A 16748-nucleotide genomic window follows, 5' to 3' on the forward strand; every position below is an offset into this window, starting at 1 on the left:
GCGCAAGCGCTTGAATTCAATCGATTTAAATTTCAGCCTGGCAAAAGGCTTCGCAGGGCCTTTCAGGCGGAGCAGAAGGTCACACCTATACGGCTGCGACCTCCTGGCGCTGGTTCAGTTGCCGTCCTCGGCCCAGGTGCGACCATCGCGCTCGATCAGGGCGATGGACGCGGATGGTCCCCAGGTGCCGGCGGTGTAGGCTTTTGGCTGGTCCTTGGCCGCTGCCCAGGCTTCCAGGATCGGATCGACCCAGGCCCAGGCCGCATCCACTTCGTCGCGGCGCATGAACAGCGTCTGGTTGCCACGGATCACGTCCATGATCAGGCGTTCATAGGCATCCGGGTTGCGGACCTTGAAGGCATCGGCAAAGCTCATGTCGAGTGGAACCTGGCGCAGGCGCATGCCGCCGGGACCCGGATCCTTGATCATGACCTGCATCTTGACGCCTTCGTCCGGCTGCAGACGGATGATCAGGCAATTGTCCGAGATGACACCGGCTTCCGGTCCGAAGATCGAATGCGGGATCGGGCGGAACTGCACCACGATTTCCGACACGCGCGTTGCCAGACGCTTGCCGGTGCGCAGGTAGAACGGCACGCCCGCCCACCGCCAGTTGGCGATCTGCGCCTTGATGGCGACAAAGGTCTCGGTCAGGCTGTCATCGCGGCCGAGTTCGTCAAGATAACCCGGAACGGCCCCACCGGCAGAAGCACCGGCCTTGTACTGGCCGCGCACAATGTGCTTTTCGGCCAGTTCCGGCGAGATCGGAGCCAGGGCTTTCAGCACCTTCAGCTTTTCATCACGCACGCTGTCGGCGTTCATGGACTCCGGCGGCTCCATGGCAACGAGGCAGAGCAGCTGCAGGATGTGGTTCTGCACCATGTCACGCAGCGCGCCGGCGGTGTCGTAGTAGCCGGCGCGACCACCGACGCCGAGCGATTCGGCGACCGTGATCTGGACATGGTCGATGTGGGCGGCATTCCACAGCGGCTCGAACAGGGCGTTGGCAAAGCGCAGCGCCATCAGGTTCTGCACCGTCTCCTTGCCGAGATAGTGGTCGATACGGAAGATCTGGTGTTCCTTGAACACCTTGCCGATGGTCTCGTTGAGCGCGTGGGCTGATGTCCCATCCTTGCCAATCGGCTTCTCGATGACGACGCGGGTGTTGGCTGTCACCAGCCCGTTGCGGCCGATGCCGTCGCAGATGGTGCCGAAAAAGTCGGGTGCGACGGCCAGATAAAAGGCGCGGATCACGTCGGGGCGCTGGTCGAGGATCTTGCCCAGATCTGCCCAGCCTGCTTCGGCTGCAACATCGATGGCCAAATAGGTCAGGCGGTCGAGAAAGCGCTTCATTGCGCCGGGCTCGAGGTCCTTCACGTGCTCGCCAAGGGCCCCTTCCGCCCAGGCCCGGTATTCCTCGGTCGTGAACTCGCGGCGGGAGGTGACAACAATGCGCGCGCCGGCAGGCAACTGGCCATCGAGATCGCGGTGATAGAGGGCGGGGAGCAGTTTGCGATGCGCCAGGTCACCTGTGCCTCCAAAGACCACCAGGTCGAAATCATCCACCTCGATCACGCGTACGGCCATCAGCCAGATCTCCCGAGACAGGCGGCAAATCAGGGCCACCGGAAATTTTCAATCGTTTTAATAAGGGAAGCGGTTCTCTTGTGCAATGCCGAAGGCCGCAAGGCTTCCCTTACGGCGAAAGCCCGCCGGTGTGTCCGCCGGGCCTTGGGCTGTTTCAGGCTGCCAGACCTTGTGGCGGTTCCTTGGCGCCGGTCATGATGGCAACCGCATCGGACATGCTGAAGTCCTGCGGGCGGATGACACAGGCGCGCCGGCCGAGGCGGTGAATGTGGATTCGGTCAGCCACTTCAAACACATGCGGCATGTTGTGGCTGATCAGGACAATGGGCAGGCCGCGGGCCTTCACGTCCTTGATCAGGTCGAGCACGCGCCGGCTTTCCTTCACGCCAAGGGCCGCAGTCGGTTCGTCCATGATCACGACCTTGGAACCGAAAGCCGCGGCACGGGCCACCGCAATGCCCTGGCGCTGGCCGCCGGAGAGAGTTTCCACTGCCTGATTGATGTTCTGGATCGTCAGAAGACCCAGTTCGCTCAGCTTCTCGCGGGCGATGCGTTCCATCGCCTTGCGGTCGAGGGTGCGCAGGTATTTGCCCATGAAGCCGGGTTTGCGGATTTCCCGGCCCATGAACAGGTTGTCGGCGATCGACAGGGCAGGGGAGAGGGCGAGGTTCTGGTACACCGTCTCGATTCCGGCTTCGCGGGCCTGCATCGGAGACGTGAAGTTGATCACCTGGCCTTCGAGCCGGATCTCTCCTTCGTCCGGCGTGACAGCCCCGGAAATGGCCTTGATCAGGGTCGACTTGCCGGCGCCGTTGTCCCCGATCACGGCCAGGATCTCGCCGGGGTAAAGATCAAAGTCGGCGTGGTCGAGGGCCACCACACGGCCATAGCGCTTGACGAGGTTGCGGGCGGTCAGAATTGGCACTGAATGAAAGGTGGACTGGGTCATGCGGCAACCTTTCTGATCCACTGGTCGATGGCGACGGCGGCAATGATCAGCGCGCCGATGAGGAGATAGGTCCACTGCGGGTCGGTGCCGATGAGGCGTAGCCCCAGCGAGAACACGCCGACAATGAGCGCACCGAAGATCATGCCGAGGATCGAGCCGCGCCCGCCGAACAGAGAGATGCCGCCGATCACCACCGCTGTGATGGATTCGATATTGGCGAACTGGCCTGCCGTCGGGGAGACAGATCCAATGCGGCCGATCAGCGTCCAGCCAGCGAAAGCGCAGATCAGGCCGGCCAGCGTGTAGACCGAGATCCGCACCCGGGAGACCCGGACGCCGGCAAGTTCCGCGGCATCTGGGTCATCGCCAATGGCATAGACATGGCGGCCCCAAGCCGTGTGGTTGAGGATGTAGTTGAACAGGAGCACCAGCCCGATCATCAGGATGACGCCATAGGTGAACACCGCGCCGCCAATGTTGATCTTCTCGCCGAAGAACTGGAGGATCGGCGCCTGAGCGGAGATGTCCTGACTGCGGATCGTTTCATTGGCCGAATAGAGGAAGTTCGACGCCAGCACGATCTGCCACATGCCGAGCGTGACGATGAAGGGCGGCAAACGCATCACGGCAACCAGGACGCCATTGACGAAGCCGCAGAACGCGCCAACCGCCAGACCGCACAGGACGGCAATTTCCGCTGGCAGGCCATAGCGGAAGGTGAATTGCCCCATCACCACGGACGACAGCACCATGATGGCGCCGACCGAAAGGTCGATCCCGGCGGTCAGCACGACCAGCGACTGGGCGACGCCGACGATGCCCACGACGGCGACTTGTTGCAGGATCAGGGTGAGGGAGAACGGGGTGAAGAATTTCTCCCCGAGGATCAGCCCGAAAATAAATAGGGATGCCGACAGGACGATCAGTGGCACGCCTGCCGGGTTTGCATGCAGCGCATGCTGAAACCGGGCGAGGGGGGACCGGTCATGGGTGTCGAAACTGGCGACGCGGGTGGCGCTGCCTTCAAGCCCCTTTTCGAATTCCTGCCCTGCTTGACCTTTATCGCTCATTCGTCTCCCCCCTGTTGTGATACGCCCCGGTGCTTGAGGCACCGGGGCTTTGCGTGTGGGTCAGTCCAGGCTCAGCCCCAGCACTTGTCGAGGCCTTCCTTCGTGTCGATCGACTGGACCCCGGCGGCTGGCTTGTCGGTGACGAGCGCAACGCCGGTGTCGAAGAAGGCCTTGCCGTCGGTCGGCTTCGGCTTGGCGCCGGTGTCGGCAAAGGTCTTGATCGCTTCGATCCCAAGGGCGGCCATCAGCAGCGGATACTGCTGCGAGGTGGCACCGATGACGCCTTCGGCAACATTTTTCACGCCGGGGCAACCGCCATCGACGGACACGATCAGCACGTCCTTCTCGCGTCCAACAGCCTTGAGAGCTTCATAGGCGCCTGCGGCCGAGGGCTCGTTGATGGTGTAAACGACGTTGATCATCGGATCCTTGGTGAGAAGGTTTTCCATCGCCTTGCGGCCGCCTTCCTCGTTGCCCGAGGTGACTTCGTTGCCGACGATGCGCGGGTCTGTTTCGTCACCCCACTTGTTCGGATCGACAACATCGATGCCGAAGCCGGTGAGGAAGCCCTGGTCGCGCAGAACGTCGACCGAGGGCTGGCTGATCGCCAGATCCAGCATGGCGATCTTGGCGTCCTTGGTTTTGTCGCCAAGGGTTGCCTTGGCCCAGGATCCGATCAACTCGCCAGCCTTGAAGTTGTCAGTGGCAAAGGTCATGTCGGCCGAGTCGATCGGTTCCAGCGGGGTGTCGAGTGCGATGACCAGAATGCCGGCATCGCGGGCCTGCTTGACACTGTCGACGATGGCCTTGGTGTCCGACGCGGTGATCAGGATGCCCTTGGCGCCGTCGGCGATGCAGGTCTCGATGGCCGCGACCTGGCTTTCGTGGTCGCCGTCGACCTTGCCGGCATAGGTCTTCAATGTCAGGCCGAGTTCGGCAGCCTTGGCGGTCGCGCCTTCCTTCATCTTGACGAAGAACGGATTTGTGTCGGTCTTGGTGATCAGGCAGGCTCCTGTGCCTGCCGCCTGGACGGGCAGCGCCCCCATGGCGGCGAGAATGGAACCGGCGAGAAGCATCTTGCGGATCATTGGTTTTCCTCCCTGGCCGTTGGCAATAGTCCTCCCGTCCGCAGGCCGACCAGTTGCCTTGCAGATCGATGTCGGGCGTGCGGTTGCACGCATGTCCTGTGTTCCCCGTCAGTCCCGGGGCAGCATTTCACTGCGCGGCGTGCCGTTGACGGCTCCCGCCCTGGTTCCCCCTGTCAGGATCGACGCACGGGGTGAAAAGTTGAAGAACATGGGCAAGCTTGCCGCACCGAGCGCGCCGGCATCCTGTCCAAAGCTGCCGCGCTCGACTCTCGGAGCGCTGCGCGCCTCCGGTGCGCTTGCCTCCAGTGCCGCCTGAAGCCGGGTCAGCAATCGTGGCAGCATGCCGCCATCGACATCACAGTCGACCACGACCAGTGGAACATCCAGCAGGGCATGTCCGGCTCTGACTGTCGGTGTCAGGGCGTCAATACAGTCGTCCAGCCACTCTTCCACCTCAGGCCGGCTGCTGGCGATTGCCAGTTCGATATCCGAACGTGACGGGCGCAGGCCAGTGCCGGGTGCCAGGTGCCGCGCCAGAGCGCCGAGCGAGGCGCGGGTCAGGAGAATGTCCCAGGTGCCCTTCGGTCGCGGGGCACTGGCAAGTCCGCTCGGCAGCACCGGCATGACGGCGACGTCAGCCGCGTTGCCGCTGCGCCCGCGCACCACATCCCCATGCAGGATCAGCCCGCCGCCAATGGCCGGACCGATGAAGAGATAGAGAAAGTCATCCTCGTGCCGGCCGATGCCATAGAAGAGTTCGGCAACAGCGGCTGCCGTGCCATCGTTTTCGGCAAACACCGGCAGGTGTGTCGCCTCTTCCAGGGCTGCGGCGACATCCACCTCGTCCCAGGGCTTGAAGTTCTCTGCCGGCAGCCCGAGTTCACGCAGCCAGGCGCCAAGATTGAAGGGCTGAGCAAGACCGATGCCGGTGATACGCCGCCGCTCGGCCGGCGTCAGGAGTTCATGCAGGCTTTCGATGTCGCGCCGGATGATGTCGATGGCCTTCTCCGGCACCGGCAGGATCATGTCATGGGCACTTCGTCCGATGACCCTGCCGGCGAAGTCCACCAGAACGGTCTCGATGCCGGCACGGCCAAGACGGACACCGAAGCCGAAGGCGCCGCGCGGGGCCAGGCACAACATGGTGGCCGGTTGGCCGCGGCCACCGTCATGACGCTTGCCGATCTCCTCGATCAGTCCGTCGCGGGCCAGTTCCTGGATGATGGCACCAATGGCTGCGTTGGTGAGGTTGGCCGCGCGGGCAAGATCGGCCTTCGAGGCCTCGCCGGCGCGCCGCAGGATCTGCAACACGATCCGCTCGTTGTAGCGCCGCAGCTGGGCCGAATTGCTGCCTCGACCTGTCCCGGTCCCCGAGCTTCCAACAGGCTCTGTCCTGTGCATCCAGCGTCCTCCCCGCCAAGGCTGAACCAGCCGGCAGCACCGAATATTTATTGTTGGATTAATTAATAACGAGGCGACCAGCCGGTCAATCCGAAAACTGTTTTGCGGTGCGGCATTTCGACGGTGCAATGCGAAGGAAATTCTTGAAAACACGACGTCAGTTCCCGCCCGATGGGCGGAATCTGGCTGGGGATCTGGCCGAGATGCAGGTTTCAAAGGAGGCAGCCAGGGGTTGCGGATGTTCTTTCCGGTTTTTAATTCTGCCGGTCCTGCTGTGTCTTGTTGACAGGCCATGGTCGCAGGCATCAGCCTGCAACGGGACTACTATTTTTTGGCCAGGTGCCGTTACGTTGCGGGTTGACGCAAACGGAAGGGCCGATCAAAGCTGAAACCGATTGTTCTTGGCAAAGGGAACAACCATCTGCCTCCGGGCAGTTTGACGGGGAAGGACGTTCGGGGTGACCTGAATGAGGCGGGTGGAAATCCGTCGTCGTTGAACTGTCGGGTGGGGGCGGTGGAGCAACCACGGTGGAGACTGCCATGACGACTGCGGAGGAATTTGGCCCGGTGTTCCGGGCGCGTCCGGTACACGAATATCTGGAGGAGACTGTTCACGGCTACGGCAAATGCCGGGCTGTCGACTTCCTGGGCAAGACCTGGACCTATGCTGAAATCGGCGCATTGACGAACCGCACGGCGGCGGGTCTGCAGGCAATGGGCGTCACCAAGGGCACCAAGGTCGGGCTCTGCCTGCCCAATACGCCCTATTACACGATCTTCTATTTTGCGCTGCTCAAGATTGGCGCGACGGTGGTCAACTTCAATCCGCTCTATGTCGAGCGCGAGATTGCGTTCCAGACCCGTGATGCCGATGCGCGCATCATGGTGACGCTGGATCTCAAGGTGATCTATGACAAGGTCGAGGCCGTCCGCCGCGATGGCATGCTCGAAAAGATCATCGTCTGTCCCTTCACCGATATCCTGCCGCAGCCAAAGAAACTCCTGTTCTCGCTGTTCAAGGGCAAGGAGCGGGCGAAGGTTCCGGTCGATGCGGCCCATATCCCGTTTGCCTCCCTGCTGACGCGCGGCGGCAAGATCATGCCGGTCGATATTAACCCGCAGGAGGATATCGCTGTCCTTCAGTATACGGGTGGCACCACGGGCGTACCGAAGGGCGCCATGCTGACGCATGCCAACCTGTCGGCCAACATCGAGCAGATGAAGCTGGTTTTCCATGCCGCCGAGATGGGCAAGGAAAAGATGCTCAGTGTGCTGCCGTTCTTCCACGTCTTTGCCATGACGGTGGCGCAGAACCTTGCCGTGGTGCTTGGGGCGGAAATGGTGCTGATGCCGAGGTTCGAGCTGAAGATGCTGCTCGACACGATCAAGCGCACGCGGCCCACCCTGTTCCCGGGCGTGCCAACGATCTATACCGCAATCAACAACTCGCCGATGACGGCCAATTACGACCTGACCTGCATCAAGCTGTGCCTGTCGGGTGGTGCGCCGCTGCCCGTTGAGGTGAAGGAAAAATTCGAGAAGCTGACCCATTGCGTGCTGGTCGAGGGCTATGGCCTCACTGAATCCTCGCCGGTTGCCGCCGTCAATCCGCTTGATGACACGCGCCGCGCCGGCTCGATTGGCCGGGCTGTGAGCTGGACCACCATCGAGTTCCGTGCCCTCGACAATCGCTCGATACCGGTCGCGGACGGAGAAAAGGGCGAACTCTGCATCAAGGGTCCGCAGGTAATGAAGGGCTATTGGAAGCGGCCGGACGAAACCGGGCAGACCATCGAGGAGGGCTTCCTGCACACCGGTGATGTTGGCTACCGCGATCCCGATGGCTTCATCTATCTCGTTGACCGGATCAAGGACCTCATCCTTTGCTCGGGCTACAATGTCTATCCACGCATGATCGAGGAAGCGCTGTACCAGCACCCGGCAGTCGAGGAGACGATCGTGATCGCTGTTCCCGACGAGTATCGCGGACAGGCACCGAAGGCCTTCATCAAGGTCCGTGCGGGCCATTCCGTCTCGGTAGACGACATAAAGACCTTCCTGAAGGGACATTTGTCAGCCATCGAAATGCCGCGTGAGATCGAGTTCCGCGACGCGCTGCCCAAGACCATGGTCGGCAAGCTGTCCAAGAAGGAACTGGTCGAGGAGGAAGCTGCCAAGCGGGCCAAGGCACCAGCGGCCTGAACTCCCGCATCAGGCTGAATTGAACCTGCATAAAGCCCTCGTCCGTCGTAGCGGACGAGGGCTTTGTCATGCTGCGTGCCGGGTGGTGTCGGACTTGAGACGTCCGTCTTCCATGACAATGATTCGGTCGGCAAGATCGAGGATCCGGTTGTCATGGGTCACCATCAGGATGGTGGTGCCGGTGCTGCGGGCGCGTTGCAGGAACAGCTGCACGACGGCAAGGCCGCTGTCCTTGTCGAGCGCCGCTGTCGGCTCGTCGGCAAAGATCAACGGCGGGTTCGCAACCAGCGCGCGGGCGATGGCCACGCGCTGCTTCTGTCCGCCGGACAGGCGGGAGGGGAGGTAGTCGAGGCGCTCGCCGAGCCCGAGCTCAGTCAGCATCGCCCGCGACTTGCCCTCCCAGCCTGTCATCGCGGGCCGGCCATGCACTTCAAGCCCCATGCGGACGTTTTCAAGTGCGGTCAGGCTGTCGTGCAGATTGTGCGCCTGGAAGATGAAGCCAAGCTGGCGCCGGCTGGTAACGAGCGTTGTCTCGTTCGCTCCTGCCAGTTCCCGGCCCAAAAGGCGAATGCTACCGGATTGGACCGAGCGCAGGCATCCGGCCAAGGTCAGGAGGGTCGTCTTGCCGGAGCCGGACGCCCCCATGAGAATGACGAGTTCGCCGGGCTTCAGCGTCAGGTTGATGTCGAATAAAACCTGTTTCTGTGCCTCGCCCTCGCCGAACCAGTGACTGAGGCCTCGGACGTTGAGGACATCGGAGCAGGATTGCATGGTCATGCGTTTGATCCTCGCATCAGAACAGGTCGGCCGGATCGGCGGCATTGAGGCGCCGGGTGGCCAGCGCGCCCGAGAGGGCACAGGCGGCAATGGTGCCGATCAGCACCGCGCCGGCCCGCATCATGTTCATCTCGAGCGGTAATCCGGTTGCCTTCGAGACCACGGCGTAAAACCCGGTGGCGATGATGAGGCCTGGTACGAAGCCGAGCAGGGCCAGCAGGACGGCTTCTTCAAAGACGATGCCGAGGAAAAACCGGCGCGGATAGCCCATCGCCTTGAAGGTCGCATATTCCTTCAGGTGATCGGCGACGTCGGTCGACAACACCTGATAGACGATGATGATCCCGACCAGCATGCCGATGATGACGCCAAAGCCGAAGACGACGCCAACCGGGCGCTTTGTCGTCTGGTAGCTCTGGTCCTTGGCGATGGCGCTCGCGAGCGTCTCGACGCGGGTGTCTTCCGCCGGCAACACCTCTCGCAAGTCGGTAGCGACGCGCTCCGCCAGTGTCCCGTCCGTCTTGCGCAGCAGGATATGGTTCGGCGCGCCGGGACTTCTGGCGGGAAACAGCCGCATGAAGGTCTGGTCCGAGACGATCAGATAACCGTCTGCCTCGAAGCCACCACCGATCCGGAAGCCGCCGATCAGATCAAGCCTTCGTCCCGCAAGCTCCAGCGAGACCGGCGTTGTGAGCGAGGCATTGGCAAAGCGGGTCTTGTCCAGCGTTCGCGTGGCCATGTCGAGCAAGGCGGTATCGGGGACGGACAACGCCGGCAGCAGGTCATTCAGCTCTTGTGACCGGAATGGACGCGTTGCCGGATCTAAGCCGAACACCTGCAGGGAAATCGACTGCCCCGGCGCCAGATCCCAGTCCAGCTTGCCGACATACCAGGCGTGTCCACTCTCAATGTCAGGCCGTGCCAGAGCCTCGTAAAGTCGTTGGCGAGGAAGATAGCTGCCATCCGTCAAGGTGTTCGCATCAGCGGCTGTCAGGAAGATATCGGCATCCAGCAGGCGGTAGGGCATCCGGATTGTCTCCAGCAAGGCCCCGAAGAATCCGAGCTGCATGAAGACCAGAATGTTGGCGAAGGCCACGCCGCCAACGGCGGCGATCAGGCGCGTCCGGTTGTGCGTCAGCTGCAGCCAGCCGATCGGCAGCCGGCCCAGCAGGAGCGTCAGAACGCGCGCAATGATCGGCTTTCGCGCCGCCGTCATCATTGGCCACCTTCGGCGGTCTGTTTTCCAGACGATTGGCCAGGTGCGATCCGCGCTAGCGCCTGCAGTCCGATCAGGCGGCCGGCGAGGGCCGTGGATGGGCCGTCCAGCGTGATGTCGACTTCAATGACCCTTGCGTCGGTGTTGGCGGCTGGGTTCTTGTCGATGATGCTCTGGCGCTGCACCTGCAGTCCGATGCGTGACACTGTGCCTTGCAGCTCGTCCGAGAGGGCGGAGGACTGGAGCGTCGCTTTCGTACCCAGGACCACTGACGCGATGCTGGTTTCATAGATCTCCGCGCGGCCGATCATGTGGGACGTATCCGCCAGCTCCAGAATGCCGCTGCCGGAGGGTTTTTCGCCCGCACGGGCGTGGATGGCGATGATCGTGCCGTTGATCGGGGCACGAATGTAGGCTTGCTCCAGATCCTGCCGGCTGGCATCGAGCTGGCGTTCGGCCTGGTCGAGGTTGCTGAGCGCAAGCCGGATGTCGCCCTGTTCCAGCACCGAGGCGGGAAGTTCTTCTCCGGTGACATAGCGGGACAGGGTCGCACTGGCCGCCTCCACGCGCTGGCGCGCCTGGCTGGCCGTTGCCTCGGCCTGGTCCAATGCGGCCTTGGCGACGAAGGTGCGATTGAAGAGACTGCGGGTGCGCTCCAGTTCCTGATCGGCGACAAGCGCTGCCGCTTCCTCGCGGGCGAGTGCTGCTCGGGCCTCGCCGATGCTCGCCTGATTGCGGTCGCGCGCCAGATCAAGCTCGGCCTTGCGCACATTGACGATTGCTTCCGCCAGCCGGACGGCGTGTTGCAGCCGTCCCTCATTGTCGAGCCGGGCGAGAACGTCGCCGGCCTTGACCTGATCCCCGAGTTCCACGTCCAGCACGGCAATACGCGCGTCCGTCGAGCCGGATGGAAGGGCGAGGGTGCGGATCTCGCTGGCGGGCAACAGGGTGGCAAGACCAATGGCGGCATCCCGTGGCGCTGGCCGCTCCACGGTGGGGCTGGCTGCGGTGGGAACGTCCAGCAGCCGCTGCCGAGCCACATAGCCGCCAGCCGCCACCAGCCCGATCAGCGCAACGCCGACCGCCAGACGAGCCCAAAAGCGGCGACGTTGCGGTGTCTTTGCGGGGTACGAGGGCGCAGGCTGCGTGCTCGTGCCATGTGGCTGGCTGTCCATTGTGTTCCCTGCCGGTTCGGGACATCTTGAGGGGTATCTTTTTAATGACCCATGAGTCATTAATATCGTCATAACCGCGACGAGGCAACTGGCATGATCGATGACGCTGCGGCGGGGGCCGCGACACCGAAGCCGAGACAGCGCCGCAGGGAACAGCGGCCGGGCGAAATCATCGCCGCAGGTTTTGCGGAGTTCGCCGCGAATGGCTTTGAAGGCACACGGCTGGAGGACGTCGCGACGCGGGCCGGGGTCGTCAAGGGTACGATCTATCGCTACTTCGACAGCAAGGAGGCGCTGTTCGAAGCCGTCGTCCGCTCCCGCCTGACAAGCAATCTCGATGCGATCGGCATGGCGATTTCAAGCTACCCGGGCAGTACCACGGCCTTGCTGGAGCACATGATCGGCCAGCTCTATGATTTGGTGCTGAAGTCGGAGGCGCATGTGCTGATGCGTATCCTGATTGCGGAAGGGCCGCGCTTTCCCAAACTGACCGAATTCTATCACCGCGAGGTCATCAGCAAGGGTACGGCGCTGATCGGTGCTGTGGTCCGTCTGGGCGTGGAGCGCGGCGAGTTTCGCGATGGGCCGTTGGCCCGCCTGCCGATGGTGCTCTTTGCCCCAGGACTGATGGCGGCGATCTGGCAGCTGACCTTTGCGCGGCACCAACCCATTGATCTGGACGCGTTCAAGGCGGCCCATGTCGATCTGGTGCTGAATGGGTTGAGGCTCGCCGGCGACACGTGAGACAGGTGATGGCTGGCAGGGGTGGTCGAGTGGGCGTCCGCGCGCTATTCTTTCCGCAATGCAAAACAAGCCTGCGGCTTCTTCCCCCGTCGCCGGCTTTCCCCCAAAGCTTGAGGCCGCCTCCAGATGAACGACATGACGCCGAAGAAGTTCGGAATCGGAGCACCGATCCGGCGCAAGGAAGACGCGACCCTGATTACGGGCCAAGGTCGTTACACCGACGATTTCGCGCCGGAGGGCGTGCTGCAGGCTTTCGTGCTGCGCTCGGCCATGGCCCATGCCACGATCCAGTTGGACGGTCTTGAGGCGGCCCGCGCGGTTCCCGGCGTTGCCCTGGTGCTGACGGCGGAGGATCTCACTGGTCTGAAGCCGATGCCGACTAAGGCCGTGATGCGCCAGGTCGACGGCACGACGCACAAGGTGCCGGAGCGGCCGATCCTGTGCTCTGACACGGTCCGTCATGTGGGCGATGCCATCGCCTTCATCGTTGCCGACAGCGTCAACATCGCGAAATCCGCTGCAGAGCTGATCGAGGTGGACTACACGCCGCTGGACGTGGTGGTGGATATCGAGGCGGCGCTGCAAGAGGACGCGCCGCTGGTCTGGCCCGAGTTCGGCACCAACCGCGCCTTCACGCTCGGCCATGGCGATGCCGCAAAGACGGAAACTGCCTTTGCCTCGGCCGCACATGTGTCGCAGATCAAGCTGATCAATAACCGGCTTGTCGCTAACTACATGGAGCCGCGCGCCTGCGTTGCCGAGTTCGATCCGGCGAGCGGGCGCTACACGCTGACCGCCGGCACGCAAGGTGGCCACGGCATGCGCGACATTATCGCCCGCGACATCCTCGGCATCGAGCCCTCGCAGCTGCGCATCGTCACGCCCGAGGTCGGCGGTGGCTTCGGCACAAAGATGTTCGTCTACCGCGAATATCCGCTCTGCCTGTTTGCGGCCGAGAAACTGCGCCGGCCGGTCAAGTGGACCGGTGAGCGCATGGACCACTTCGTCACCGACGCCCATGGCCGCGACAACGTGACGACGGCGGAGCTGGCACTCGACGCAAACGGCAAGATCCTCGGCCTGCGCATCCATGTGCTGGCGGCGATGGGGGCCTATCTGCACCAGTTTGGGCCGTTCATTCCCTTCGTCGGCACGTCCATGTCGACCGGGCTCTACGACATCCCCGCGCTGCATGTGACGGCGACGGGCGTCTATGCGCATACGGTGCCGACCGATGCCTATCGCGGCGCCGGCCGCCCGGAGGCGGCCTATCTGATCGAGCGGCTGATTGAGCAGGCGGCTCTGGATCTGGGCCTTGCCTCCGACGAGATCCGCCGGCGCAACTTCATCCCGAAGGAGGCGCTGCCCTATCGCACGCCGACGGGCCGACTTTATGATACGGGCGATTTCACCGCCCACATGGACAAGGCGTTGCAGGTGGCGGACTGGGCCGGCTTTGCCGCGCGCAAGGCCGACAGCGCCGCCCGTGGCAAGTTCCGCGGCATCGGCATGTGCTGCTACATTGAGGCTTGCGCCTTCCCGGGCGGTGAGGAAGCCACCGTCGAGCTGAATGGCAACGGCACGGTGACGCTGCTGATCGGCACGCAGACCAACGGCCAGGGCCATGCCACCTCCTATGCCCAGGTCATCGCCGAGGAGCTTGGTCTCGACATGGACCGGATCGAGGTCATCCAGGGCGACACCGACCGGGTGCGCAAGGGCGGCGGCACAGGCGGCTCGCGCTCCATTCCGCTCGGGCTGCCCTCCGTTCTAAAGGCGTCGAAGAGCCTCGTGCAGAAGATCAAGGACCGGGCAGCCGAGAAGCTGGAGGCCGGGCCGGAGGATCTGGAACTGGTCGATGGCACCGTGCGGGTCGTCGGCACGGACCGGATGGTGACGCTGGCCGAGATCGCGGCCGGTGCGCCCGAGCCGCTTGCCGGTCAGGAAGAGGTCAAGCAGGTCGAGGCGACCTATCCGAACGGGACGCATGTCTGCGAGCTTGAGGTGGACCCGGAGACGGGCGACATCGCCATCACCAACTACACCATCGTTGACGATTTCGGCGTCACGGTGAACCCGATCCTGCTCGCCGGGCAGGTGATCGGCGGCACGGCCCAGGCCATCAGCCAGGCGCTCTGCGAGGAGACTGTCTACGATGCCGACGGTCAGTTGCTGACCGCCTCGCTGCTCGACTACCGGCTGATCCGCGCTGCCGACCTGCCGGACATCCATTTCGAGACCAACAACATTCCCTCCACCACCAATGCGCTGGGCATCAAGGGCGCGGGGGAGGCGGGCACCATCGGCGGCTGCGCCTCCGTAATGAACGCGCTGCAGATGGCGCTGCGCGAGGGCGCCGGCGTCCAACACATCGACATGCCAGCCACGCCGCAGAAGGTGTGGCAGGCGATCCAGGCAGCCCGGTAGTGGTCGTTGAAAATTTCGCCAGAAAGTGCTATCTGGTTGGGTGTGAAAGAGGAGAATTCTGATGCGCGGTCCGGACCCGATCAAGATCTGAAAGAAATTGCAGGCGCCTCTCCTCGAGGTTAGTCGTGTTCCTGTCTGTTTGCGGGACATCTCGTGGTGTGCGGCGCAAAGGCAGCGCTGAATATTCCAGTTCCATCACACCTAGTATTGTGCGCCCTAAAGTCGCGCAATCTTGCACTGTCTTGAAGATTTCGCGAATTGTCGCCTCGCGCCCATCGGCAGAGATCAGAATGAAGCTCTTGAGATGGATGCCATCTATCTGTGTCTTGAGCTTCTCAAGAAAGCCGTAAAAACACACCAACTGGCCGGTGAGATCGTTATTAACGTATGTAATTTTAGACACGTCTGATCGATAGATGTCAGTGTGACGCGCGTCGGTGATGTGGGGAATGAAGTCCTGAACACTCCGGACCTTGTCTACCACTGCCTTGATTGACGCGGACTGCGACTGGAACAGTTCCATGTCATAAGTGTTGAAGTCGATCTCGGCATAGAGCGCGCGGATATAGTTCCGGTTTTCGCGCCGTGTTGCCCGCCAGTCCTTGATCCAGTCGAACAGGCGTGTCGCGACCCATATGACGACCGAGACGCTTGCGGTTACCGCCGCTGCAGCAGGTATGGAGATGTTTTCCATCGCGCGGCTCCCCGTGACTCTTCCAGCATTTGCAGATCTATCATTAATTGCAAGGCCTTCACCTGACAACTTGATGACTGGCGGCGCAAGGAATTTTGCCCTTTTCCAGCCGTTCGTACTCCCGGCTTGACCTTGGCCGGGTAGCTTGCTTCAGTAAGCCTGCGACTCGTTCAATCCTGCCATCTCGCCGCCATGATTGCCGTCTTGAAATCGGTCTCATCGTGGCGGACTCTTGCCCTCCTTTCCTCCCCAAGAAGTGGCTCCCCAGCCGGCCACCTCCAGATCAAAGAGCTGGCGACAAGGACATGACCATGGCGTTGAAGGACGCAGGGACACCTCGAGATGACGGCGCTCCCACCCGGCCAGATGGCGAATTGCAGGATCGCCAGGAGGATACGATCCCGCCGCAGGCCGTCGACCGGACGGAGCACAAGCCGCTCCTCGGCATCGGCCTGAAGGTTGCCTCCACACTCGTTTTCTCGATCATGGTGGTTGCCCTCAAGATCGCAGCCGAGCGGGTGCCGATCGGACAGGTTGTGTTTGCGCGCAACTTCTTCGGCATTGTTCCGGTGCTGGTCATCCTGCTCTGGCGGCGCGAGCTGGTTTCAGCGATGCACACCCGCCAGCCGCTCGGGCATATCGGACGCGCGACGGTTGGCATGCTGGCCATGGCCTGCTCCTTCACCGCGCTGAAATACCTGCCGCTGCCCGACGCCACAGCGATCGGTTTTGCCTCGCCGCTGTTTACAGTCGTTCTGGCCTTCCTGTTCCTCGGCGAAACGGTCCGCGTCTATCGCTGGAGCGCGGTGGCCGTCGGCTTTGCCGGGATCATGATCATCCTGTCACCGCACATGGGCGGATTGCAGATCACCGAAGCGACCTGGTTCGGCGCCCTTGCGGCTGCCATCGGGGCGCTGTTCTCCGGCATGGCGATGATTTTCGTGCGCAAGTTGTGCGAGACCGAGCGCACCTCCACCATCGTCCTCTGGTTCTCGGCCAGCGCGTCGTTGATGGCTTTGCTGACGATCCCGGCTGGCTGGTTTGATCCTGCCTATGCCTGGGTGCTGCCGGATTGGGAAACCGCAGGGCTCCTGATCTTTGTCGGGCTTGCAGGAGGTGTTGGCCAGATCATCATGACGGAGTCCTACCGTTATGCCGACGCCTCGACGATTGCCCCGTTCGACTACGCCAACATGATCTGGGCGGTGCTGCTGGGCTGGATGTTCTTTGCCGAGGTTCCGGTCTGGCAGGTCATCGTCGGCGCGCTCATCGTGACCGCTGCCGGACTTTTTGTGATGTTCCGCGAGCGGCAGCTTGGCCGGGACGACACACGGGCGCGCAAGGCCGGAGGGCCAATGCGGCCTTGACGACCGAAGTATGCGGTTCGGCTGCGCAGTTCATCACTCGCAGCCGGATCT

General features: G+C 62.6%; 13 protein-coding genes. 4 read left to right on the forward strand and 9 right to left on the reverse strand.

Annotated elements, in window-relative coordinates; translation table 11 throughout:
• Window positions 1-114 precede the first annotated feature (114 nt).
• The 5 genes from zwf to ACTIFE_RS13725 all read right to left on the reverse strand — a co-directional run bounded on the left by zwf (window position 115) and on the right by ACTIFE_RS13725 (window position 6095).
• Window positions 115-1587, reverse strand: coding sequence for a glucose-6-phosphate dehydrogenase (gene zwf, locus ACTIFE_RS13705; RefSeq protein WP_439529720.1), 1473 nt, complete (start codon window positions 1585-1587; stop codon window positions 115-117).
• A 154-nt stretch (window positions 1588-1741) separates the two neighbouring features.
• Window positions 1742-2536, reverse strand: a complete 795-nt coding sequence (locus ACTIFE_RS13710) for an ATP-binding cassette domain-containing protein (protein WP_439529721.1) — start codon at window positions 2534-2536, stop codon at window positions 1742-1744.
• The gene (locus ACTIFE_RS13715) at window positions 2533-3606 is read right to left on the reverse strand and encodes an ABC transporter permease (RefSeq protein ID WP_439529722.1); all 1074 of its coding nucleotides are present in this window, start codon (window positions 3604-3606) and stop codon (window positions 2533-2535) included. Before ACTIFE_RS13715 ends, ACTIFE_RS13710 begins: the two co-directional genes overlap by 4 nt.
• A gap of 71 nt (window positions 3607-3677) precedes the next feature.
• Entirely contained in the window at window positions 3678-4682 is a 1005-nt protein-coding gene (locus ACTIFE_RS13720) for a sugar ABC transporter substrate-binding protein (RefSeq protein WP_439529770.1), read from the reverse strand.
• A 120-nt stretch (window positions 4683-4802) separates the two neighbouring features.
• Window positions 4803-6095: an ROK family transcriptional regulator gene (locus ACTIFE_RS13725; RefSeq protein ID WP_439529723.1), complete on the reverse strand. Its 1293-nt coding sequence runs from the start codon at window positions 6093-6095 to the stop codon at window positions 4803-4805.
• Window positions 6096-6635: 540 nt separating this feature from the next.
• Here ACTIFE_RS13725 and ACTIFE_RS13730 point away from each other — a divergent pair.
• A complete protein-coding gene (locus ACTIFE_RS13730; protein WP_439529724.1) occupies window positions 6636-8297 on the forward strand; it encodes a long-chain-fatty-acid--CoA ligase in 1662 nt (553 codons plus the stop codon).
• A 66-nt stretch (window positions 8298-8363) separates the two neighbouring features.
• Here ACTIFE_RS13730 and ACTIFE_RS13735 read toward each other — a convergent pair whose 3' ends face one another.
• Genes ACTIFE_RS13735 through ACTIFE_RS13745 form a run of 3 tightly spaced genes read right to left on the reverse strand, consistent with a single transcriptional unit; the run spans window position 8364 to window position 11465 of the window.
• Complete coding sequence (locus tag ACTIFE_RS13735; RefSeq protein ID WP_439529725.1) at window positions 8364-9074, reverse strand: ATP-binding cassette domain-containing protein; 711 nt, start codon at window positions 9072-9074, stop codon at window positions 8364-8366.
• A gap of 16 nt (window positions 9075-9090) precedes the next feature.
• Window positions 9091-10290 (reverse strand): ABC transporter permease DevC, encoded by a 1200-nt coding sequence (gene devC, locus ACTIFE_RS13740; protein WP_439529726.1) that lies wholly within the window; start codon window positions 10288-10290, stop codon window positions 9091-9093.
• The gene (locus tag ACTIFE_RS13745; protein WP_439529727.1) at window positions 10290-11465 is read right to left on the reverse strand and encodes an HlyD family efflux transporter periplasmic adaptor subunit; all 1176 of its coding nucleotides are present in this window, start codon (window positions 11463-11465) and stop codon (window positions 10290-10292) included. Before ACTIFE_RS13745 ends, devC begins: the two co-directional genes overlap by 1 nt.
• Window positions 11466-11558: 93 nt before the next feature.
• On the opposite strand from ACTIFE_RS13745, the gene ACTIFE_RS13750 reads away from it, so the two are divergent.
• Both ACTIFE_RS13750 and ACTIFE_RS13755 read left to right on the forward strand, forming a co-directional pair.
• A complete protein-coding gene (locus ACTIFE_RS13750) occupies window positions 11559-12209 on the forward strand; it encodes a TetR/AcrR family transcriptional regulator (RefSeq protein WP_439529728.1) in 651 nt (216 codons plus the stop codon).
• Between the two features lie 126 nt (window positions 12210-12335).
• Window positions 12336-14636: a xanthine dehydrogenase family protein molybdopterin-binding subunit gene (locus tag ACTIFE_RS13755; RefSeq protein ID WP_439529729.1), complete on the forward strand. Its 2301-nt coding sequence runs from the start codon at window positions 12336-12338 to the stop codon at window positions 14634-14636.
• Between the two features lie 28 nt (window positions 14637-14664).
• On the opposite strand, the gene ACTIFE_RS13760 is transcribed toward ACTIFE_RS13755, so the two are convergent.
• A complete protein-coding gene (locus tag ACTIFE_RS13760; protein ID WP_439529730.1) occupies window positions 14665-15330 on the reverse strand; it encodes a hypothetical protein in 666 nt (221 codons plus the stop codon).
• Between the two features lie 311 nt (window positions 15331-15641).
• On the opposite strand from ACTIFE_RS13760, the gene ACTIFE_RS13765 reads away from it, so the two are divergent.
• A complete protein-coding gene (locus ACTIFE_RS13765; protein WP_439529731.1) occupies window positions 15642-16697 on the forward strand; it encodes a DMT family transporter in 1056 nt (351 codons plus the stop codon).
• Window positions 16698-16748 lie beyond the last annotated feature (51 nt).

The sequence above is a fragment of the Pannonibacter sp. genome, assembly GCF_051860505.1.
In the GTDB taxonomy this organism is placed as follows: Bacteria; Pseudomonadota; Alphaproteobacteria; order Rhizobiales; family Stappiaceae; genus Pannonibacter.

What these genes read in the sequence shown, in the direction of transcription:
- ACTIFE_RS13760 (WP_439529730.1), bottom strand. Translation starts at nt 15,330, where the DNA reads ATGGAAAACATCTCCATACCTGCTGCAGCGGCGGTAACCGCAAGCGTC.
- ACTIFE_RS13720 (WP_439529770.1), bottom strand. Translation starts at nt 4,682, where the DNA reads ATGCTTCTCGCCGGTTCCATTCTCGCCGCCATGGGGGCGCTGCCCGTC.
- ACTIFE_RS13730 (WP_439529724.1), top strand. Translation starts at nt 6,636, where the DNA reads ATGACGACTGCGGAGGAATTTGGCCCGGTGTTCCGGGCGCGTCCGGTA.
- ACTIFE_RS13715 (WP_439529722.1), bottom strand. Translation starts at nt 3,606, where the DNA reads ATGAGCGATAAAGGTCAAGCAGGGCAGGAATTCGAAAAGGGGCTTGAA.
- ACTIFE_RS13725 (WP_439529723.1), bottom strand. Translation starts at nt 6,095, where the DNA reads ATGCACAGGACAGAGCCTGTTGGAAGCTCGGGGACCGGGACAGGTCGA.
- ACTIFE_RS13710 (WP_439529721.1), bottom strand. Translation starts at nt 2,536, where the DNA reads ATGACCCAGTCCACCTTTCATTCAGTGCCAATTCTGACCGCCCGCAAC.
- ACTIFE_RS13755 (WP_439529729.1), top strand. Translation starts at nt 12,336, where the DNA reads ATGAACGACATGACGCCGAAGAAGTTCGGAATCGGAGCACCGATCCGG.
- ACTIFE_RS13745 (WP_439529727.1), bottom strand. Translation starts at nt 11,465, where the DNA reads ATGGACAGCCAGCCACATGGCACGAGCACGCAGCCTGCGCCCTCGTAC.
- ACTIFE_RS13750 (WP_439529728.1), top strand. Translation starts at nt 11,559, where the DNA reads ATGATCGATGACGCTGCGGCGGGGGCCGCGACACCGAAGCCGAGACAG.
- ACTIFE_RS13735 (WP_439529725.1), bottom strand. Translation starts at nt 9,074, where the DNA reads ATGACCATGCAATCCTGCTCCGATGTCCTCAACGTCCGAGGCCTCAGT.
- ACTIFE_RS13765 (WP_439529731.1), top strand. Translation starts at nt 15,642, where the DNA reads ATGGCGTTGAAGGACGCAGGGACACCTCGAGATGACGGCGCTCCCACC.
- zwf (WP_439529720.1), bottom strand. Translation starts at nt 1,587, where the DNA reads ATGGCCGTACGCGTGATCGAGGTGGATGATTTCGACCTGGTGGTCTTT.
- devC (WP_439529726.1), bottom strand. Translation starts at nt 10,290, where the DNA reads ATGACGGCGGCGCGAAAGCCGATCATTGCGCGCGTTCTGACGCTCCTG.